Raw genomic sequence first — 19,728 nt, 5'->3', positions numbered from 1 at the left:
GGCTACGCGCGGACGAGGTTCGGCGGGCTCTCCAGCTCGGCCAGCTCGATGCCGGGCGCGTCCAGCACGACGTCCCCGGCGAGGTGGACGATGCCGGCCTCGGCCGTGTCGGGGTCGGTGATCTCATATCGCTCGACGGGCAACGGCGCCACGTCGGTCGTGTGGACGTCCGTCCCGGCCCGCAGGACGCGGCGCGACACCGTCAGCGCGGCGAGCGCCGGCCCGGCGATCGTCACGAGCCGCAGCCCGGTCGCGGCCCCGTCGGCGAGCGACAGCGACCGCGCCACCGCGACGAGGAAGCCGGGGGACTCACCGAGAAAGCCCGCCGCGCGGGCGGTGAATTCGGACGCGTCGCCGTCCCCGCCCCGGACCCACGTCATGGCCTGTCCGGTATACCCCCCGCGCAGCCAGCCGCCGGGCGCGCGCACCTCGACGCGGATCTGCCGCCAGCGCGCGTCCACCACGAGATCGGTGCGCACGCCGTCGGACCGTTCCCCCACGTAGCGCCACCCGCCGGGTCCCGGGGCGCACTGGAAGCGCTCCGTCAGTTCCCCGTCGGCATGGACGTAGATTCCGCGCGGCATTCCCGGACGTTATCGCATCGATCTTCCCCGTTCAGAATGTGACGCCCGTGTTAAAGGCGCGTCCTATCGAATCCCGTGCCCGTTCAGAGTGAATTTCTGTCGGGATCGAAGGCGTTGACGCCTCCCCCGCGGTGATCGAGATTCACATCATCTTCGTCGCCGACCGGCCGGTCCCCCGGCCGCGCCGGTCCTCTCGCACGAACGGAGTCCTGATGAGAAAGTCCCTGCTCGCGGCGCTGCTGGCCGGTCCGGCCGCGGCGTCCCTGGTGGCCGTTTCGGTGACCCCGGCTCAGGCCGCGACCCTCACCGCCCCCCTCACGCTCGCCGCACCCGGCACCGGCGTGAACGGGCAGTACATCGTGACGTTGAAATCCGGCGTGTCCGTCAGCGCGACGACCCGCAAGCGCAACATCACCGCCGCGCGGACGTTCGGGAAGGTGCTGAACGGATTCTCGGCGAAACTCTCCGCGAGCCAGCTCGACGCGCTGCGCCGCACGCGCGGCGTCGCGTCCATCGAGCAGGACGGCTATGTCCGCGCGTCCACGACGCAGTTCAACCCGCCGTCCTGGGGCCTTGACCGCATCGACCAGACGAACCTGCCGCTGTCGGCCAGCTACACCTACAACTCGACGGGCGCGGGCGTCTACGCCTACATCATCGACACGGGCATCTCGCTCCCGAACTCCGACTTCGGCAGCCGGGCCAGCAACGTCTACAACGCCGTCGGCGGCAGCGCGGCCGACTGCAACGGCCACGGCACGCACGTCGCCGGGACGGTCGGCGGGACGGCCTACGGCGTGGCCAAGGGCGTCTACCTGCGCGGCGTGAAGGTCCTGGACTGCAATGGCAGCGGCACGTATTCGCAGGTCATCGCCGGCATGAACTGGGTCGCGACCAACCACTCCAACCCGGCGGTGGCGAACATGTCGCTCGGCGGCGGATTCTCGTCGTCGGTGAACACGGCCGCGAACAACCTGGCCAACTCGGGGGTGTTCCTCGCCGTCGCGGCGGGGAACTCCTACGGCCAGGACGCCTGCAACAGCTCGCCGTCGGGTGCCGCGAACGCCACGGTCGTCGCGGCGAGCACCAGCTCCGACGCCAGCGCCAGCTACACCAACGTCGGGAGCTGCGTCGACCTGTACGCCCCCGGGACGAACATCACCTCCGACTGGCTGAACGGCGGCACCAACACGATTAGCGGCACGTCGATGGCGACGCCGCACGTGACCGGCACCGCCGCGCTCTACAAGGCCACCTACGGCAACGCGTCCTACGCCACGATCCGGTCGTGGCTGACGGCGAACGCCACCCCGAACGTCCTGTCCGGCGTCCCCGCGGGGACCCCGAACCTCCTTCTGAACAAGCGTTCTCTCTGACCCCGCACAGGGAGAACGTCCCGGGTCCCGGCGTCGCCCCTCCGGCGCCGGGGCCCGTGCCGTACCGCCGGGACGGGCGCTCGGGGGCCCGTCCCGGCCGCGTCAGACGTCCAGCGGGATCTCGGTGAGGCCGCCCAGCTCGTCCACGGCCACCCGGTCGTCGCGGGCCAGGATCTCGACCATGCGCTCGGCCTCGTCCAGGGACGCGTGCCGTCCGCGCGAGCGGCGCCGTTCGGGCTCGGGCGTCTCCAGCCAGAGCCCGTCGTCCTCCCACACCATCTGCACGACGCCACCGGACTGGCCCGCGAACACGAGGAACGCTCCGTTCTCCGGCGTCAGCGCCCGCACCCACGCCAGGCACGCGTCCAGCGTCTCGGGGTGCATCTCGACATCCGCGCGGCCCCGCCCGGGGTCGGCGACGCGGATCTCCAGCATCGGTTCGGGGTCGCCGGGCGCGATCCGGACGACATCGGCGGGGTCGGCGCCGAAGAACAGCGGGCCGAGCACGGCCCACGCGCCGAGGCGCGGGACGTCCACCGGCAGCGGGTCGCCGCCGGCCTCAATCAGCGTGCCGCGCAGCCGGTCCCACTCGCGGACGAGCCGCAGCTCGTGGCCGCGCATGTCGCGAACGCACAGGTCACGGCCGTCGAGGAGCGCGGGCGCTTCGCGGTCCAGGACCGTCCGGGCCCGGACGGTCGCGGGTCGCCGCCGTCCCCGGACGAGCACCGCGCGCGGCTCGGGCGCCCGGTCCCAGTGCGCCTCGCGCAGCCCGAGGCCCCGGCCGAAGACCGCCCAGCGGAACTCCGCCGCGCTCTCGCCGTCCATCGCCTCGCCGCGATGCACCGGGACGACCTGGAGCCCGCGTTCGGCGAGACCCGGCCGGCGCGCGAAGAAGTCGGTCTCGCCGGGGCCGAGCAGCGCGGCGCGGTCGAGGGGGAAGCCCGGCACGGACAGGGGCCGCAGCCGCACGACCGGGCCCAGGTCGTCGGCCATGAGGTCCGCGACGGCGTCGAGCAGGGCTTCGGCGACGTCCTCGCGGTAGCCGTGGTTGGCGCGGAGCGTGAGGACTCGCCCGTGTTTCACCAGGTAGACGCTGGTCCCGAGGCCCGCGCGCTCCACCAGGACGTCGTGTCGGCCGAGGCGTTCGGGCTCCGCCGGTCCGGGACGGCCCTCCTGGATCAGGTCGGCCAGTGCCGCGTCGCCCGTGCCGTCGTCCACCCGCGAAACGGTAACGCGTCCCGCCACTTACCGCCGGAAGACTGACAATCCGGAGCGTTCAGGACCCGAGTCGCCAGGAGCGGAGGTATTCCTCCTGATCGGGCGTCAGGCTGTCGATTCCGATGGCCATCGACGCGAGCTTGAGCCGCGCGACCTCGGTGTCGATCTCTTTCGGGACGTCGTGGACGGCCGCCGCCAGCCCCGCGTGCGCCTCGGCCAGCCACGCACAGGTCAGCGCCTGGTCGGCGAACGACATGTCCATGACGGCCGCCGGATGGCCCTCGGCGGCGGCCAGGTTGACCAGACGTCCTTCCGCCAGCAGCACCAGGCGGCGGCCGTCGGCGAGCACGTACTCGTCGGCCTGCGGGCGGACGCCCGGATTAACCGCCACCGCGAGGTCCGCCAGCGCCCGGACGTCGATCTCCACATCGAAGTGGCCGGAGTTCGCGAGGATCGCGCCGTCCTTCATCGCCGCCAGGTGCTCGCCGCGGATTACGTCCCGGTTGCCCGTCACGGTGATGAAGACGTCACCGTGGCGGCAGGCGTCGTCCATCGGCTCGACCGCGAAGCCCTGCAGCACCGCGTCCAGCGCCTTCACCGGGTCGATCTCGGTCACGACGACACGCGCGCCGAGGCCCCTGGCCCGCTCGGCGAGACCGCGTCCGCAGTAGCCGAACCCCGCGATGACGATCGTCTTGCCCGCCAGCAAGGTGTTCGTGGCGCGGATGATGCCGTCCAGCGTGGACTGGCCCGTCCCGTACCTGTTGTCGAACATGTGCTTGGTGTCGGTGTCGTTGACCGCCACCATCGGGAACTTCAGCGCGCCCTCGCGCGCCATCTGGTGCAGCCGGATGACGCCCGTCGTCGTCTCCTCGCAGCCGCCCTTCACCGCGCCGAGCAGATCCGTCCGCTCCAAGTGCAGGAGGTTGACGAGGTCGCAGCCGTCGTCCAGCACCAGGTCGGGGCCGATCTCCAATGCTTGGTGGATGTGCCGGTAATAACCGTCGCGGTCCACACCCGACCGGGCGAACACCGAAGCGCCGTACTCGACGGCGAGCGCGGCGGCCGTGTCGTCCTGCGTGGACAGCGGGTTCGACGCCGCCAGCGAAACGTGCGCGCCGCCCGCCTGGAGCGTCCGGATGAGGTTCGCGGTCTCCGTCGTGACGTGCATGCACGCCGCGATGCGCCACCCGTCCAGCGGACGGTCCGCCGCGAACCGCTCGCGGATCAGCCGCAGCACCGGCATCGACCGGTCGGCCCACTCGATGCGGCCCACCCCCGAGCCGGCCAGCGCCATGTCGGCGACGTCGCTCACCCTCGACCTCCCTGTGCCTTCGACGGGGACGGCGACGCCGCCGTACCTTCGGCACGGCGGCGTCGCGGCGCTCGGATCAGTAGCGGTAGTGGTCCGGCTTGTACGGACCCTCCTGGTGGACGCCGATGTAGGCGGCCTGCTCCTTGGTCAGCTCCGTCAGCTTGACGCCCAGCGCGTCCAGGTGCAGGCGGGCGACCTTCTCGTCCAGGTGCTTGGGCAGGACGTACACGCCGACCGGGTACTCCTCGGTCTTGGTGAACAGCTCGATCTGCGCGATGACCTGGTTGGTGAACGAGTTCGACATCACGAACGACGGGTGGCCGGTCGCGCAGCCGAGGTTCATCAGCCGGCCCTCGGCCAGCACGAGGATCGTGTGGCCGTCGGCGAAGCGCCACTCGTGGACCTGCGGCTTGATCTCGGTCTTGACGACGCCCGGGATCTTGGCGAGCCCGGTCATGTCGATCTCGTTGTCGAAGTGCCCGATGTTGGACACGATCGCCTGGTGCTTCATCCGCTCCATGTGGTCGGCGCGGATGATGTTGAAGTTGCCGGTCGTCGTGACGAAGATGTCCGCCTTGTCGACCACGTCCTCCAGCACGGTGACCTGGAAGCCGTCCATCGCGGCCTGCAGCGCGCAGATCGGGTCGATCTCGGTGACGATGACGCGGGCGCCCTGGCCCTTCAGCGCCTCCGCGCAGCCCTTGCCGACGTCGCCGTAGCCGCACACGACCGCGACCTTGCCGCCGATCAGGACGTCCGTGGCGCGGTTCAGGCCGTCGATCACCGAGTGGCGGCAGCCGTACTTGTTGTCGAACTTCGACTTCGTCACCGAGTCGTTGACGTTGATCGCCGGGAACGCCAGCGTGCCCGCCTTGTGCATCTCGTACAGGCGGTGGACGCCGGTCGTCGTCTCCTCGGTGACGCCCTTGACGTTCTTCGCCGTCTCGGTCCAGCGGCCGGGCTGCTCGGCGATCGTCCGGCGCAGCGTCTCCAGGATGACGCCCCACTCCTCGGGGTCGTCGGCGGTCGCGGTCGGTACGGAGCCGAGCTTCTCGTACTCAGCGCCCTTGTGGACGAGCAGCGTCGCGTCACCGCCGTCGTCCAGGATCATGTTGGGGGTCCCGCCGTCCGGCCAGCGCAGCGCCTGGTCGGTGCACCACCAGTACTCCTCCAGCGTCTCGCCCTTCCAGGCGAACACCGGGATGCCCTTCGGCTCGTCGACGGTGCCGTCCCGGCCGACGACGACCGCAGCGGCGGCGTGGTCCTGCGTGGAGAAGATGTTGCAGCTCACCCAGCGGACGTCCGCGCCGAGGTCGACCAGCGTCTCGATGAGGACGGCGGTCTGGATCGTCATGTGCAGCGAGCCCATGATCCGGGCGCCGCGCAGCGGCTTGGCGGCGGCGTACTCCTCCCGGACCGACATCAGGCCGGGCATCTCGTGCTCGGCGAGCCGGATCTCCCGGCGCCCGAAGTCCGCGAGCGAAAGGTCGGCGACCTTGAAGTCCATGCTGCTCCTCAGTGTCCACGTGATGGGTGCTTGGGGCCGGGTCCCGGAGGGAGTCTAAGCACGAGGTTCGCTCCGGGGCACGGTCGAGGGCGCATTTCTGCCACTGATTTGTCAGAATTGGGCCATGCGTATCACAGAGGCCGCGCGACGGCTCGGCACGTCCCCCCGGATGCTCCGGTACCGCGAGTCGCTCGGCCTGCTCCCCGCCACCCGCGACGCCGGTCCGGGCCATCGCCGGTTCGGGGACGACGAGCTGCGCGCCGTCGCCCTAGCCCTCTCCCTGGAACGGCGCTACGACATCGGACCCGCCGAGCTGGCCTTCGGCCTGCGCGTGCTCGCCGAACCCGAAGTGCAGGCGCGGCTGCGCGAACTCGGCGAACGCGTCGGCCGGCTGTCCGCGCCGCCCGCCCGCTACCTCGACTTCGAGAAGGAGAAGGCCCTGCGGCTGCTGCGGCGCCGCTGACCGAATCGGACCCCGCCGCCCGGCTACGGGCAGCCGAGCTACCCACCGCCGGACCGCCGAGCGCCCAGGCCTGCGCGGCGCCGCCCGCCACGGCGCAGCGGTTCAGGCCGGGTTGAGCACGCACCCTCGACCGTCCGGCCCGCGCACCACGTCATGCGCCGCCGCGCTACCGGCCACCCAGCCGCCGCGGCGCACGTTGTGCGCTGCGAGACCGCGGCGTGCGGCTCGTCCGGGCCGCAGGGCCGCGCTGGCGCGTGCGACGGCCGCGCGGCGTGCATCACACAACACCACCGACGGCCGCGCGGTGTGCGGCTGACGGGTCAAGTCGGGTCGGGCGCGCCGCCCTCGGTGGCGCGGGTGGTCGGGCTGCCGCTGAGCAGCCGGAGGACAGTGGGCGGCCCGAGGGGTCAGGACGGGTCGGGGGCGCTGCTTCCAGGAACGACCACGCCCGACTCGTAGGCCAGCATGACCGCCTGGGCGCGGTCGCGGAGACCCAGCTTGGTGAACACGCGCGCCACGTGCGTCTTCACCGTGTGCTCGCTCACCACCAGCCGCCGCGCGATCTCGGCGTTCGACAGGCCTCCTGCGATGAGGACGAGCACCTCGGTCTCCCGGGCGGTCAGCGTCTCCAGTCCGGGCGGCGCCTGCGGACGGGTCCGGCGCTGTTTGGTGAACTCGCGGATGAGCCGTCCCGTCACCTGCGGCGCCAGCAGCGCGTCGCCACGCGCGACGACGCGGACGGCCGCGACCAGCTCGTCCGCCGTGGCGTCCTTGAGCAGGAAGCCGCTCGCGCCGACGGCCAGGGCCTCGTAGACGTACTCGTCCACGTCGAACGTCGTCAGGACGAGGATCCGCACGCCCTCCGCCCACGGCTGCGCCAGGATCCGGCGGGTCGCCTCGATGCCGTCCATTCCCGGCATCCGGATATCCATGACGATCACGTCGGGCCGGTGGAGCTCGGCGAGCCGCACCGCGTCGTGCCCGTCGGCGCCCTCGCCCGCGACCGTGATGTCGTCCTGGGCGCCGAGCAGCGCCGCGAAGCCCGCGCGGACGATGGTCTGGTCGTCGATGATCAGGACTTTGATCACCGGCGCGTCCCCACCGGGGGTTCAGCGACGGCCGGGCGGTGCCTCGGGCTCACGGCTGGGGTTCTCCTCCCTGTGCAGCGGAAGTTCGGCCTCCACCTGGAAGCCCCCCTGCACGGCGGGTCCGGCGGAGAACCGTCCGCCCAGCATGGTCGCACGTTCCCGCATGCCCAACAGACCGTGGCCGCCCTGGTCCGGGAGGACGCGAGTGCGGGCCGGACCGTCCAGCATCGTGGCGGCCGGGTCGCTCTGCGGCAGGACCGCCGTCCGGGCGGCCCCGTCGTCCCGGACCCGGACGGCCAGCCGGTCCGGCAGGTACACGAGGTCCACCTTCACCTCGGCGCCGGGCGCGTGCCGCCGCGCGTTCGTCAGCGCCTCCTGGACGATCCGGTACGCCGACAGCTCGACCGTCGTGGACAGCGTCCGGGGATCGCCCTGGACGCGCAGGTCGACCCGTCCGCCCGCGCCGCGATGCTGGTCGATCAGCTCCGGCAACCGGTCCAGCCGTGGCTGCGGGGCGGAGTCGGGCTGCTCGGGACGGGCGTCCGCGCGCAGCACGCCGAGCAGCCGCCGCATCTCGACCAGCGCCTCCCGCGCCGTCTTGGCGATCTCGGTGTAGCCCGCGCGGGCCTCCGGGGACAGGTCGTCCATCGTGTACGGCGCCGTCTCCGCCTGCACAGCGATCATCGAGACCGAGTGGGCGACAACATCGTGCAGTTCCCGCGCGATCCGGGCGCGTTCGCGCATGACGGCCTGCTCGCGCTGCGCCGCGCTGAGCCGGGTGAGGGTCTCGTTGGTGCGCTCCGCGGCGGCGGCCTCGGTGCGTCCGGCGCTCTCCACGGCCGTGCGGGCGTCACCGAGCCCGATCGCGGCGAGTACCGCGAGGACCGTCGCGGGCCACGGGACGTCGTCCAACGTCGCCGTCGCGAGATACACCACCGCGACCGTAACGATCGCGCCCGCGGCCAGGACACCGGTCGACTGACGCGGCAGCTCGCGGCCGAGCGCATACAACGTGTAAAGCGCGGCGAACGCCGTCGTCACCAGCACCGGCTGCCCGGTCAGCAGCGACGCCGCCGAAGCGCCCAACGCCACCGCCGCGACGGGCCTCAGGTACTCCCGCCGCCACACCAGCGGCAACGTGGCGGCGACGGCGAACGCACCCGCCACGCTCACCGGCGCCTCAGCGCGCGGCACCAGCTCGGCGAGAGCGGCGACCGTCAGCGCCAGACCAGTGAGCGGAGCGAAGTACCAGGCCCGTGTCACCTCCTCCCAAAGGTGGACCCAGCGCGGGAACACGGCCCGCCGCGTCCCCGAGTCGCCGGGCACGGGCGGGCGGCCCCCCGTGAGCCGATCCGCGAGCCGGCGGCGAACAGGACGCAGCAACGTCCCCACCCCGGTCAGGATCCACAGCAGCAACTGGCCGACGCCCGCGACGATCCGGCCGGACAGCCGCCAAGCCTGATGGGCGACGGCGGGGCCAAAAGCGGTAGGCGCCTCGGCGGGCGCGGATGCGGGACGGTCGTCAGCGGTCACCTCTCCATGGTGACCGCTCCGCCACGCTTTCCACCTCACCGCCAAGGCTTACCCGCCCGGGCGGCATCCCTCTGGAGGACGACCCCCAGTCCCTCCTCCAGGCTGACGCCCGCCCGGGTGCGCGGAACGTAGTGTTCTTGACGTGACCGGGTAACGGCGCCCCGGCGGGGGACTCCGGGGCGCCAACCCGCTCACCGCGCTCCACACGAACCACCGGAGCCCGCCACAAACTCCCGCAAGGGCCGACCCGCCGCCCACCAGACGGCGACCCAAGCCCCGGCCGGGACAGGACGGACCCACCGCACCAGCGGAAGTCCGCCCACAACCGCGGAACCTCCACCCCGCCCGCCAGGCGGCGTGCCAGGCCCCGCAAGCGAGACGTCCAGGCACGGCCTGGAACCTCGGCGCCCGCCCGGTTCAGGGGTTCGGGCGGGCACCGGGGAAGGCGCCCTCGTCGGCCGCCCACGGAGACGCCTGGGCTGGGGCCACCGAAATCCGGCCGACGAGGCGCCCTCCCCCGCCCCGAACGCGAGCTCCCCACCACACAAAACGCCCGGCAACGCGCACCATCCCGCCACCACGCATGCGGCTCCATCCGACGCGCGACGCTGCCCGAGGCGCGCGAGAGCGCCGCAGCGCGCGAGCCGTCGTCCCGACGGCGTGCAGCCCGCAAGCGCGTGCGGCGCGCTGCCCCGCGCGCGGTCGCGGTCCCGCGTTGTGCCGGGTGTTACGTGGCGCATGCCGCTCGCCCTAGGGCGTGGCGCGGATGCGCGAGCATGCGTGGCGCGTCACGGCTGTGCGCGAGGACGCGTGGTGCGCCCGGTGGGAGCGTCGTGCTGCTCTGTGCTCAGGCGTGATGCCGCTTTGGGTCAGCGGGTGCGCCACAGGGAGGATGCGGCGCGGTGCCAGGGGGCGCCGAACATCAGGACGAGCAGGACGATCCCCGCCGTCAGGGTCAGGGCGCCGAGAATCAGGGCTATCAGGAGGGTTGTCGTCAGCCAGAAGATCAGGAAGGCGATGACGGTCGTGGCGGCGACGAGAAGGGGTATGCCGCGGCCTCGGCGGGCGGTGGGCGTGTCCGAGTGGCGGGTGGGGTCGGGTAGGTGGTGCGGGCTGGACGACATGGCTTCCCCCTCGGGGTGGGCCGGTGCGACGGTGCGGTATGGAGGCGGGAGCAACGTCGGTGCCGGACACCTTGACCTTACCCACCGGAGGGGGAAGCCAGACGTTTTAGTGAGTGGTGGGCGTCTCGTCCATTTTGTCGGCCAGGGCGGGCTCCAGGTAGATCAGGCGGGCCTCGGGGAGCTCGGCCCGGACGCGCGCCTCGGCGGCGTCGATGCCCCGGGCGACCTGCGCGGCCGTGTCGTCGTGGTGGACGGCGATCTTGGCGGCGATCAGCAGTTCCTCCGGGCCGATGTACTCGGTGCGCAGGTGGATCACGTGGTCGACCTCTTCGGCCGACTCCAGTGCGGCGACGATCCGCTTCTCCTGGTCCGGGTCGGCGCCCTCACCGATCAGGAGGCTCTTGGTCTCGATCGCGAGGATGGTCGCGACGCAGGCGAGCAGCAGGCCGATCGCGATGGTGCCGATGCCGTCCCAGACGCCGTCGTCGGTGACGACCGCCATCGTCACGCCGAACAGGGCGAGGACGAGCCCGATGAGCGCCGCCGCGTCCTCCAGCAGGACGACCGGCAGCTCCGGCGCCTTCGCCCGGCGGATGAACTGCACCCAGGACTTGTCGGCGCGCAGGGCGTTGGACTCCTTGATCGCCGTCCGGAACGAGAAGCTCTCCATCGCGATGGCGGCGATCAGCACCCCGAACGCCCACGCCGGGGACTCGACGTGGTGCGGGTGCAGCACCTTCTCGACACCCTCGTAGAGCGAGAACGCCGCGCCGACGGTGAAAAGGACGACCGCGACGACGAACGCGTAGAAGAAGCGCTCGCGACCGTAGCCGAACGGGTGCTCGGGCGTCCGGTCCCGCTCGGAGCGCTTACGACCGAGGATCAGCAGTCCCTGGTTGCCGGAGTCGGCGAGCGAGTGGATCGACTCGGCCAGCATGGACGACGACCCCGTGAACGCGAACGCCACAAGCTTGGACGCGGCGATGCCCAGATTGGCGGCCAGCGCCGCGATGATGGCCTTCGTCCCGCCCTCAGCACTCATTCTGCGATCCTCGTCTTCAGTTCCTGGATGGTCACGACGGGTGTCGGGTCGACACCCAGCGCGATAGCCAAGTAAACCGTGACGTAGTCGGCGAGCGCGATCAAAGTGGCGATCCGTTCCAGCGGGTGGTCGCCCTCGGCGCGCAGCTCGGTGACCGGGATGCCGCGTGCCGCCGCGAGTTCCGCCGACACCGCGCGCCGCTTGGCGACCTGCGGGTGTTCTTCGGTGTCGCGCAGAACGACGAGGTGCAGCCCGTGCTCGGCGTCGTCGGCGCGGTCGCGGAAGAAGTCGTCCGGGTCGTCCGCGCCGCCGGCGAAGAAGCCGTCGAATGCGACGACCTGGTTGTGGTCGACTTCCGGCAGGCTCCCGGCGATGCCCGGGTACTTGGCGTTCTCGTTGAGCTGGCAGCAGAACCGGTAGGCGGCGGTCGCGGCGAGGTCGGACGAGCCCCACACCATCGGCACGCTGCCGAGCAGTTCGGCGGCGAGTTCCTTGGCGGGGTTGACGAACGTCTCGCTGGCCGGACGGCACCGGTGCGCGATGTCCTCCAGCCGTCCGGCGACGGACTCCAGAAGGCCGTCCGGGACGTCCGCGAGCCCGAGCGCGCGCGCCGCGACCAGCAGCGGCGTCGTCAGCGCCCACAGCGACGAGCGCGGCTGTCCCGCCGACCGGACGGGCACGAACGGCGATCGCGACTGCGCGGCGAGGTCGGCAAGCGGAGAGTCCGCGCCGCCGACGAAGAGCAGTCGGCAACCGCGCCGGGCCGCCTCGGCGGCGACCGACAGGGTCTCCTCGGTGCCGCCGGAGCAGGACACGGCGACCACGAGGTCCGCCGCGCCGACCCAGCCGGGCAGCCGGTAGCCGCGCACGGTGACGACCGGGATCGCGCAACCTGCCCCGCACACGGCGGCCAGGACGTCCCCGGAGATGCCCGAGCCGCCCATGCCGGTCACGACGAGCGCGCGGGGCCGTCCGTCGCGGGCGAGGACGTCCGCGGCGCCCGACTCCAGCGCGGCGCGCAGCCCGGAGCGGATCTGCGCAGCCGACGACGCGACCTGGCGCAGCATGCCCTGGGGGTCGGCGGCCTCGATGCGGGCGGGATCGTCCAGCCGCCCGGTGTCGACCGCGACGTTCACGGGGCGGGGGTCCGCGCCTCGTCCACCAGCAGGACCGGGATGTCGTCCAGGACGGGGTAGGCGTAGTGGCAGGGTCCCGCGCAGACCAGTTCGGCGGCGGCCTCGTCGGCGTCGAGCCGGCCCCCGCAGTTCGGGCAGGCGAGGACCTCCAGCAGCCACGCGTCCAGCTTCACGGTCACTTCTCCCTCACGATGGCCAGGACCTCGTCGCGGAGTGCGGCCATCGTCGGCTCGTCGGCGGCCTCCGCGTTGAGGCGCAGCAGCGGTTCGGTGTTGGACGGCCGCAGGTTGAACCACCAGTCGCGGGCGATGACCGTCAATCCGTCCAGTTCGTCGATCGTAACGCCGGGCCGCGCCGCGAACGCCGCCCGCACCTGCTCCGCGGCGGCGGCCTGGTCGGCGACCTCGCTGTTGATCTCACCGGACGCGGTGTAGCGGGTGTACTCGGCGAGCAGATGGGACAGCGGCGCGTCCTGCTCGCCGAGCGCTGCGAGGACGTGCAGCGCCGCGAGCATCCCCGAGTCGGCGAACCAGAAGTCGCGGAAATAGAAGTGCGCGGAGTGCTCGCCGCCGAAGACCGCGCCGCTCTCGGCCATCGTCTGCTTGATGAACGAGTGGCCGACGCGAGTCCGGACGGGCGCGCCGCCGTGCTCGGCGATGATCTCCGGCACGGCCCGCGACGTGATCAGGTTGTGGACGATCGGCGCCCCCGGGTGCTTGGCCAGCTCCCGTGCCGCGACCAGCGCCGTGATCGTGGACGGGGAGACGATCTCGCCGCGCTCGTCCACGACGAAGCAGCGGTCGGCGTCGCCGTCGAAGGCGAGCCCGAGGTCGGCGCCGTTCGCGCGGACGGCGGCCTGCAGGTCGCGCAGGTTCTCCGGCTCGATCGGGTTGGCCTCGTGGTTGGGGAAGGTCCCGTCCAACTCGAAGTAGAGCGGGACGACGTCCAGCGGCAGCCCGGCGAAGACGGACGGGACGGTGTGCCCCGCCATCCCGTTGCCCGCGTCCACGGCGACCTTGAGCCGCCGGATGCCCGAAAGGTCCACCAGGGATTTCAGGTGGTCGGCGTAGCCGGAGAGCAGGTCACGGGTCTCGACCGTTCCGGGTGTCCCGGCGAACGGCTGCACGCCGCTCTCGACCAGGTCGCGGATCTCGGTGAGCCCGGTGTCGCGGCCGATCGGACGGGCCCCCGCGCGGCACAGTTTCATGCCGTTGTAGCGGGCGGGGTTGTGGCTCGCAGTGAACATGACGCCGGGCAGGTCCAGGACGCCGCTGGCGTAGTAGAGCAGGTCGGTGGAGCCGAGCCCGGCCGCGATCACGTCCGCGCCCTGTCCGGTGGCGCCGCGCGCGAACGCCTCGGCCAGCGGGACCGACGAGGGCCGCATGTCGTGGGCGGTGACGACCGCCGAAGCGCCGGTGACCGCGACGAACGCCGCGCCGACCGCCTCGGCCGTGGCCTCGTCCAGCTCGGCGGGCACCACACCGCGGATGTCGTACGCCTTGAAAATCCTGGCGAGGTCGCCCACTCCTGCTCCCGTTCTGTCACCCTCTGCGGAGGGGACGAGCCTATCGGGGAGCGGTGCCGGCTACTCCTGGCCGGGCTGGGTCCCGGCGGGCTCGGAGCGCAGGACGCGCAGGTGCCCGCGGCGGCCCACCTCGGTGCCCTGGCCGACGGGCTCCTGGCCGGATCCGGGGGCGGGCCGGGCGGCCTCGCGGACGGCGTCGGCGAGGGCCTCCAGGTCGTCGGCGCTCGGCTCGGCCTCGGTCTCGACGGGGAGGCGCACCAGTTCCCACCCCATGGGGGCGGTGAGCCGTTCGGAGTGCTCCGCGCAGAGGTCATAGCAATGCGGCTCGGCGTACGCGGCCAGCGGCCCGAGGACGGCCGTCGAGTCTCGGTAGACGTACGTGAGCGTGAACACTGCGGACGCCTTGCAGGCGGTGCGGGAGCAGATGCGGACGGGGCTCACGATGGCCGACCGTACCCCGCCGCCGCCGACTCCGCCACCACCCCGCGGAACGTGTCGCCGTTACCGGTCAATTTCCCGGTAACGATCACAATCCCGCTGCCGTGCGGCACGCTGCGTCACCCCGCCGGGACGGTCACCTCACCGCCGATGCAGGGTTCGATCACGGGGACGGGCGGTAAGCTGGGGGCGTGCGATCCCGTGTGGCAGGCGTCCGGCGCCGCGACCGGCGCGGACGAGGTCTGCGCGGCCCGCTGACACCGCCGCGGGCGCCTGTGTCGCGCACCCGCGCCGAGCGCTTCGAGGACCTGGTCGCCGACGAGGTGCGCCGGCTCGGCCGCCGCTGGGGGCGGGAGCTGGCCCGGGTGGACTTCGTCGTGGAGGACGTTCCCGACGTCGACCCGGCATCGGACGGCCCCGTCCCGCTCGGCCTGACCGAGGCGGACGCCGACGGCGGCGACGTGCGCATCGTGGTCTACCGGCGGCCCGTGGAGGCCCGCGCGGACGGCGACCGGGAGACCGGGCGGCTCGTCCGGGACCTGCTGGTCGAGGAGGTCGCGGACCTGCTCGGCCTGTCGCCGGAGTCGGTGGATCCGAGCTACGACTCCCCCGACGACTGACCTTTCACCGCAGCAGGACGCGCACCGATTCCCGGACGGACGGCAGCGGCGTCGTGAGGACCTGCGGCACCACCGGCAGCACCGAGAAGCGCAGCTCGTCGTTCGGCCCGGCGCTGATCATCCGGGTGGCATAGACGGGGCCGCCGCTCTCGGGGCGGACGAGCAGCCCGGCGGCGGGCACGACGCGGGTCTCCACGACACGTCCGGCCGGGACGGTGACGACGGTGTTCGCGCGTCCGGTCAGCCGTACTCTCGCCGCTTTCCCGGGGGCGGCGAGCGCGAGCCACCAGGTGGCGCCGTCGCCGGCCGCGAGACCGCCGTCCGGGCCGAGCGGGGCGCCGGCCGTGCCGTAGGCCGCGTCCACGCCGCGCTCGGCCGTGAACCCGGTGAGGACGGGACGGTCGGCCGTCACCACCACCGCCCCCGCCTTCCCGTTCATCGGAAGGTCCACGGCGGTGACGGTGCGGGCGGGGGCGTCCACGGCGTCCTGCCCGGCGGGGGTGAAGGCGCCGTCACCGGTGAGGACGCGCACGCCCACCTTGGCGTCCGCGTCGCCCGGCACGGCGATCAGCAGCCGCCGCGCGCCCCGTCCGCCCGGCACGCCCGGCACGAACGCCGACGCAGCGGGCTCGGCGGCGGGCGGCAACCAGTCGACGCCCTTGCCAGGCGCGGTGCGGACGCGGACGAACGCGGCGACCCGTCCGGTCGTGGTGTGGACGCGCAGCGCGAGGTCGTGCGCGACGCCGACGATGTCGCCGAGCCCGTCGGGGGACGTGCCGAGCCGCACGACGCGGGACGTCCCAGGATCCACCTGGATGCCCCGGCCTTCGGTCGTGTCGAGCGGCCCGTCGCCCGACAGCGCGGTGAGGTCCACGGCGGCGGGCTGCGTCTCGGCGTTGGCGAGGAGGACCTCGACGCGGTCGGCGGAGGCCGGTCCGGGGCCGGTGAACCACTGATCCGTACCCGGTGCAGTACAGCGGACGGCGGTGAGGCCCCGGCCGTCGCCGTCGCCGGTGTCGGCGGTCTGCTCGGCGGTGAGCCCGGCGGCGCGCGGGCCGTCGGCGCGGACGACGACGGGGCCGTCGGGGGCGTCGCCCGTCCACAGTTCGCCCGTGACCTGGGTCGGCGCCGCGCCGCCCAGCGCGCCCACGGTCACGGTGCTCGCCCCGGCCAACCGGCCCCTGCCTCCGGGATGCCCGCCCGGGCGCGTCTGGACGCCGATTCGCGCCCCTTTCCCGCCCGGGCAGACAGCGAGCACCGCCGTGACGGGTGCGGACGTGCCGTGCGGACGTTCTGGGGATCGGTCGGGGAGCGCGAGCGCGGCCGTCCCGTACAGCGCGGCGAGCGCGACCGGCACGAGCAGCGTGATCGCGTACCGGGACTGCGGCACGGCGAGCCGCACAGCGGGCCGCGCGGCCGACCGTGCGGCGGGCCGTGGGAAGCGCCGCGCGATAGGCCGCAGGGGGCGGAGTGCGGTGAGCCTGACGGCGGGCCGCCGCCGTGCCCGGCGCCTGCGGTGCTGGCTGCTCATACGGCCGGCTCCTTGACGGGCTCGGGACGGGCCGGACGGCGGCGCGCGGGCGCGAACCCGTCGGAGGCCGCGCCCGGCGACGCCAGGATCAGCAGGACGACGACGGCGACACCCTGCACGGCCGTCCACAGGTGCCGGAGCGTCTCGCCGCGCTCCAGTTCGACCCGTCCGCCGCCCAGCGGCACCGTGAAGCCCTGCGCCCAGCCGTCCACGGTCCGGCGCGGCAGCTCTCGGCCGGCGAGGGACGCGGTCCAACCCCCGTCGGCGGGCTCGGCGAGCAGCAGCGTGCGCGGGCCGGTGCCGGGCGGGACGCGGACGGCGCCGTCCGCGTCCAACCGCAACGGTGTTTGAACGGCGCCGCCGATCAGCAGGACCCGCCCGGCCGGCGCGGCCACCTTCCACACCGCGAAGTCGGTGTTGCGGCTGTAGCGGGCCAGCTCGGGCGCGGCGTCCAGGACGGGCGAGAGCGCGTCCTCCCCCGGATCGAGCACCAGCACGTACTGGACGCCCATCCGGGTCAGCACCGCCCCGTCGTCCCCCGGCCGCGCCCCGGCGAGCGCGGCGACCGCGCCGTCCAGCACGCGGCGGGCGCGGGCGGGCGGCGGCGTCTCGCCCTCCCCGATGCGGGGCCGGGCGCCATCGCGGATAAGCGTGTAGCCGACCTGCCCGTCCGCGCCGGTCCGCAGGACGAGCGTGCGGGATCCGGCCAGGAACTCGGGCACGAGCCCGGTGTCCACTCGGCCGAGCGGCCCGCCCGCGCCGTGCGCGATCCACAGGACGGCCGCCAGCACCGGCGTGGTCAGCGCGGCGAGCACGACGACGGCGCCGCCGGCGCGGTAGGGCGGATGAGTGCCGGCGAGGGCGTCCACGGCGCGTCCGACGGCGGTCGCGGCGGCCAGCAGCACGCCCGTCGCCGCGAACAGCACGGCGACGCCCGGCCAGGCCGTGGCGGACGCGGCGGCGGTCAGGATCGCGACCAGCAGCCCGAAGATCGCGAGCAGCCAGCCCGCGAGGACGGCTGTCCGGCGGGCGCGCAGCGGCAGTGCGACGAGTGCCGCGAGCAGCACTCCGGCGGTCGCCCAGAACGCGGGCGTGCCGGGGCCGCCCGGATCGAGCGCGATCAGCCCGGCAGGCGTCGGCGCCGCCGCACCGGACGCGATGCCCGCCTCCAGCAGGAACCGGGACGGATGCGCGAGCAGGCCGAGCGTCCACGGCAGCAAGAGCAGCGGCGGCGTCGCGAGGACGGCGGCGAGCGTCCGGCCGGACGGGGCGCCGCGCCGGCCGTCCAGCAGCGCCCGCCCGAGGAGCCCGGTGATCAGAGCGAGCGGCCACACCAGCGGGACGAACGCCGTCGCGACCGTCAGCAGCAGCGCCGCGCCCCACGCTGCGCGCGCCCGTGCCCGCCGGTCGCCGGTCGCGAGGTGGCGCGGCAGCCCGATCGCCCGCGTGACCCGCACCGCGAGCAGCGGCAACAGGACGAGCACGACGGCGGTCCCGAGCCGTCCGCCCGCGATGGCGCCGGTGGCCGTGGGCAGCAGCGCGTAGGTCGCGGCGAACCACATCCGCTCGGCCTCGAACGGGATGTGCCGCCGTCCCTTGGCGCGGCGGCCCGCCCGGTCGCGCGGACGCGGCGTCAGCAGCGCGGACGCCCGGTAGGCGGTGAGCCCCGCGAGCGGCACGCTGCCTAGCAGCAGGATCTCGACGGGGATCCACGGCTTGCCGAACGCCAGCGTCGCCAGCACCGCGAGGACGCCGATGTAGGGCGGGGCGCCCGCGTCCGAGCCGAGCCCGACCGGATGCCAGCTCGACAGGTACTGGTCCCACAAGTCGGACGCGCCGCCCCACGCGGGGACGAGCGCGCCGCCGCCGAGGGCGTCCCCGGCGGCGGGCAGCCCGCGCTCGGCGGCCAGCGTCACCGCGACGAGCACCGCCAACAGCAGGATCTGCGGCCGGGCCAGCAGCCGGACCAGCGGCGGCGGACCGCCCTCGGCCGCCCGCCGCTCGGCCGCCGCGCGCCGTCGCGCCTCGCGCGCCGCCAGCCGGTACGACACGGCGTCGGCGGTGCGGCGCAGCGCGACCGCGCGGGGCTGGAAGCGCCGGACGGTCCGGTAGACGCGCGTCCGGCCGTCCGCCCGGGCCGCCCGGACCCGGCGCAGCTTCGCCGGGTCGCGCAGGACGTCGGCGAGCGCGGCCAGTTCGTCGCGCGCCGCGTCCGGCTGCTTCACGACGAGCAGCCGAAGTGCACGCAGCAGCGACGCCATCACGTTGCGCGCCAGCACGCGCGGCAGGACGCGCGGCGGCACGTTGCCGAGCAGCGCGTAGAGGGCATTGCGGCGGTCGATGCGGCGCGGCTCCTCGGTCGCGCCGATCTCGCGCAGCCCGCGCCGGGACGCCTCGGCGTGGTAGACGACCGCGTCCCCTACGACCAGCACCCGCTGCGCGGCGGCGTGGGCGCGCCAGCAGAAGTCGACGTCCTCGCGGAACAGGCCGAAGTCGGGGTCGAAGCCGCCGAGCCGTTCCCACACGTCGCGGCGGACGAGCATGCCCGCGCTGCCCACCGCGTGGACGTCGTGGACGCCGTCGTGCTGCCCCTGGTCGATCTCGCGGCGGTCCAGGCCGGTCTCGCGGCGTCCGGCGCCGTCCAGGGTCACGCCCATCTCCAGCAGGACGCGGCGGTCGTCCCACGCGCGGACCTTCGGGCCGAGCACCGTTGCGCCCTGATGGCCGTCGGCGGCGCGCAGCAGGCGGGCCAACGTGTCCGGGGCGGGCGCGGAGTCATCGTGCAGCAGCCACACCCACTCGGTGCGCGGTCCGGCGCCCGGATCGGGGTCGGGGACGTCCGCCGTCGCCGCCGGATGCGCCAGCGCCGCGGCGACCGCCGTCCCGTACCCGGTGGTGCGCGGCAGTTCCAGCAGCCCGCCGACCACCTCGGCGGCCACCGCCGCGCCCGTGTCGGTGCTCCCGGTGTCGGCCACGACGAGCCGCTGCACCGGACGGGATTGGGTCAGCAGCGCCTTCAGCGTCACCGGCAGCCAGCGCGCCCCGTCATGGACGACGAGGACGGCGGTGACGACGTGGCGGTCGACAGTGGGCGACAACGGATCCGCTCGCTCAGGTGACTAGGACGGCCGGGGACGCGGGTCACTGTACGCCGCGACGGCCGCCGCGCGCCCTCGGTTCCCCCCGTGGCGCGCGACGGCCGTCGCCGTCGTCCTTCTCCCGGCCGCC

At 73.7% G+C, this 19,728-nt stretch carries 17 protein-coding genes; 3 read left to right on the top strand and 14 right to left on the bottom strand.

Going from position 1 to position 19,728, the window contains the following annotated elements:
• Nucleotides 1–2: 2 nt before the first annotated feature.
• On the bottom strand, nucleotides 3–584 hold the full coding sequence (locus BTM25_RS06915) for a hypothetical protein (protein WP_103561866.1): 582 nt from the start codon (nucleotides 582–584) through the stop codon (nucleotides 3–5).
• A gap of 212 nt (nucleotides 585–796) precedes the next feature.
• On the opposite strand from BTM25_RS06915, the gene BTM25_RS06910 reads away from it, so the two are divergent.
• Nucleotides 797–1,960, top strand: coding sequence for a S8 family peptidase (locus BTM25_RS06910; RefSeq protein WP_103562806.1), 1,164 nt, complete (start codon nucleotides 797–799; stop codon nucleotides 1,958–1,960).
• A gap of 102 nt (nucleotides 1,961–2,062) precedes the next feature.
• On the opposite strand, the gene BTM25_RS06905 is transcribed toward BTM25_RS06910, so the two are convergent.
• From BTM25_RS06905 to ahcY (BTM25_RS06895), 3 genes are all read right to left on the bottom strand, one after another.
• Nucleotides 2,063–3,178, bottom strand: coding sequence for a hypothetical protein (locus tag BTM25_RS06905; RefSeq protein ID WP_103561865.1), 1,116 nt, complete (start codon nucleotides 3,176–3,178; stop codon nucleotides 2,063–2,065).
• 58 nt (nucleotides 3,179–3,236) lie between these two features.
• Nucleotides 3,237–4,493, bottom strand: a complete 1,257-nt coding sequence (gene ahcY / locus BTM25_RS06900) for an adenosylhomocysteinase (protein ID WP_268877639.1) — start codon at nucleotides 4,491–4,493, stop codon at nucleotides 3,237–3,239.
• A 76-nt stretch (nucleotides 4,494–4,569) separates the two neighbouring features.
• Nucleotides 4,570–6,000, bottom strand: coding sequence for an adenosylhomocysteinase (gene ahcY, locus BTM25_RS06895; RefSeq protein WP_103561864.1), 1,431 nt, complete (start codon nucleotides 5,998–6,000; stop codon nucleotides 4,570–4,572).
• A gap of 124 nt (nucleotides 6,001–6,124) precedes the next feature.
• On the opposite strand from ahcY (BTM25_RS06895), the gene BTM25_RS06890 reads away from it, so the two are divergent.
• On the top strand, nucleotides 6,125–6,463 hold the full coding sequence (locus tag BTM25_RS06890; RefSeq protein ID WP_103561863.1) for a MerR family transcriptional regulator: 339 nt from the start codon (nucleotides 6,125–6,127) through the stop codon (nucleotides 6,461–6,463).
• Nucleotides 6,464–6,870: 407 nt separating this feature from the next.
• Here BTM25_RS06890 and BTM25_RS06885 read toward each other — a convergent pair whose 3' ends face one another.
• From BTM25_RS06885 to BTM25_RS06850, 8 genes are all read right to left on the bottom strand, one after another.
• Nucleotides 6,871–7,551, bottom strand: a complete 681-nt coding sequence (locus tag BTM25_RS06885; protein WP_103561862.1) for a response regulator — start codon at nucleotides 7,549–7,551, stop codon at nucleotides 6,871–6,873.
• Between the two features lie 21 nt (nucleotides 7,552–7,572).
• Complete coding sequence (locus BTM25_RS06880; protein WP_103561861.1) at nucleotides 7,573–9,084, bottom strand: sensor histidine kinase; 1,512 nt, start codon at nucleotides 9,082–9,084, stop codon at nucleotides 7,573–7,575.
• A gap of 869 nt (nucleotides 9,085–9,953) precedes the next feature.
• Nucleotides 9,954–10,208, bottom strand: coding sequence for a hypothetical protein (locus tag BTM25_RS06875; protein ID WP_103561860.1), 255 nt, complete (start codon nucleotides 10,206–10,208; stop codon nucleotides 9,954–9,956).
• Between the two features lie 106 nt (nucleotides 10,209–10,314).
• Complete coding sequence (locus BTM25_RS06870) at nucleotides 10,315–11,250, bottom strand: cation diffusion facilitator family transporter (protein ID WP_103561859.1); 936 nt, start codon at nucleotides 11,248–11,250, stop codon at nucleotides 10,315–10,317.
• Nucleotides 11,247–12,386, bottom strand: coding sequence for a bifunctional phosphoglucose/phosphomannose isomerase (locus BTM25_RS06865; protein WP_103561858.1), 1,140 nt, complete (start codon nucleotides 12,384–12,386; stop codon nucleotides 11,247–11,249). Before BTM25_RS06865 ends, BTM25_RS06870 begins: the two co-directional genes overlap by 4 nt.
• Nucleotides 12,383–12,565 (bottom strand): Trm112 family protein, encoded by a 183-nt coding sequence (locus tag BTM25_RS06860; protein ID WP_103561857.1) that lies wholly within the window; start codon nucleotides 12,563–12,565, stop codon nucleotides 12,383–12,385. Before BTM25_RS06860 ends, BTM25_RS06865 begins: the two co-directional genes overlap by 4 nt.
• A complete protein-coding gene (locus BTM25_RS06855; protein WP_103561856.1) occupies nucleotides 12,562–13,911 on the bottom strand; it encodes a phosphomannomutase/phosphoglucomutase in 1,350 nt (449 codons plus the stop codon). The genes BTM25_RS06860 and BTM25_RS06855 overlap by 4 nt, the downstream gene beginning before the upstream one ends.
• 60 nt (nucleotides 13,912–13,971) lie before the next feature.
• Nucleotides 13,972–14,352: a DUF3499 domain-containing protein gene (locus BTM25_RS06850; RefSeq protein ID WP_103561855.1), complete on the bottom strand. Its 381-nt coding sequence runs from the start codon at nucleotides 14,350–14,352 to the stop codon at nucleotides 13,972–13,974.
• 188 nt (nucleotides 14,353–14,540) lie between these two features.
• On the opposite strand from BTM25_RS06850, the gene BTM25_RS06845 reads away from it, so the two are divergent.
• Nucleotides 14,541–14,969, top strand: coding sequence for a metallopeptidase family protein (locus BTM25_RS06845; RefSeq protein WP_407923371.1), 429 nt, complete (start codon nucleotides 14,541–14,543; stop codon nucleotides 14,967–14,969).
• Between the two features lie 4 nt (nucleotides 14,970–14,973).
• On the opposite strand, the gene BTM25_RS06840 is transcribed toward BTM25_RS06845, so the two are convergent.
• A complete protein-coding gene (locus BTM25_RS06840; protein ID WP_146058989.1) occupies nucleotides 14,974–16,500 on the bottom strand; it encodes a DUF5719 family protein in 1,527 nt (508 codons plus the stop codon).
• Nucleotides 16,497–19,598 (bottom strand): glycosyltransferase family 2 protein, encoded by a 3,102-nt coding sequence (locus tag BTM25_RS06835; RefSeq protein ID WP_103561852.1) that lies wholly within the window; start codon nucleotides 19,596–19,598, stop codon nucleotides 16,497–16,499. Before BTM25_RS06835 ends, BTM25_RS06840 begins: the two co-directional genes overlap by 4 nt.
• Nucleotides 19,599–19,728 lie beyond the last annotated feature (130 nt).

The organism is Actinomadura rubteroloni, assembly GCF_002911665.1.
In the GTDB taxonomy this organism is placed as follows: Bacteria; Actinomycetota; Actinomycetes; order Streptosporangiales; family Streptosporangiaceae; genus Spirillospora; species Spirillospora rubteroloni.
This window is presented reverse-complemented; position numbering and strand designations above follow the sequence as displayed.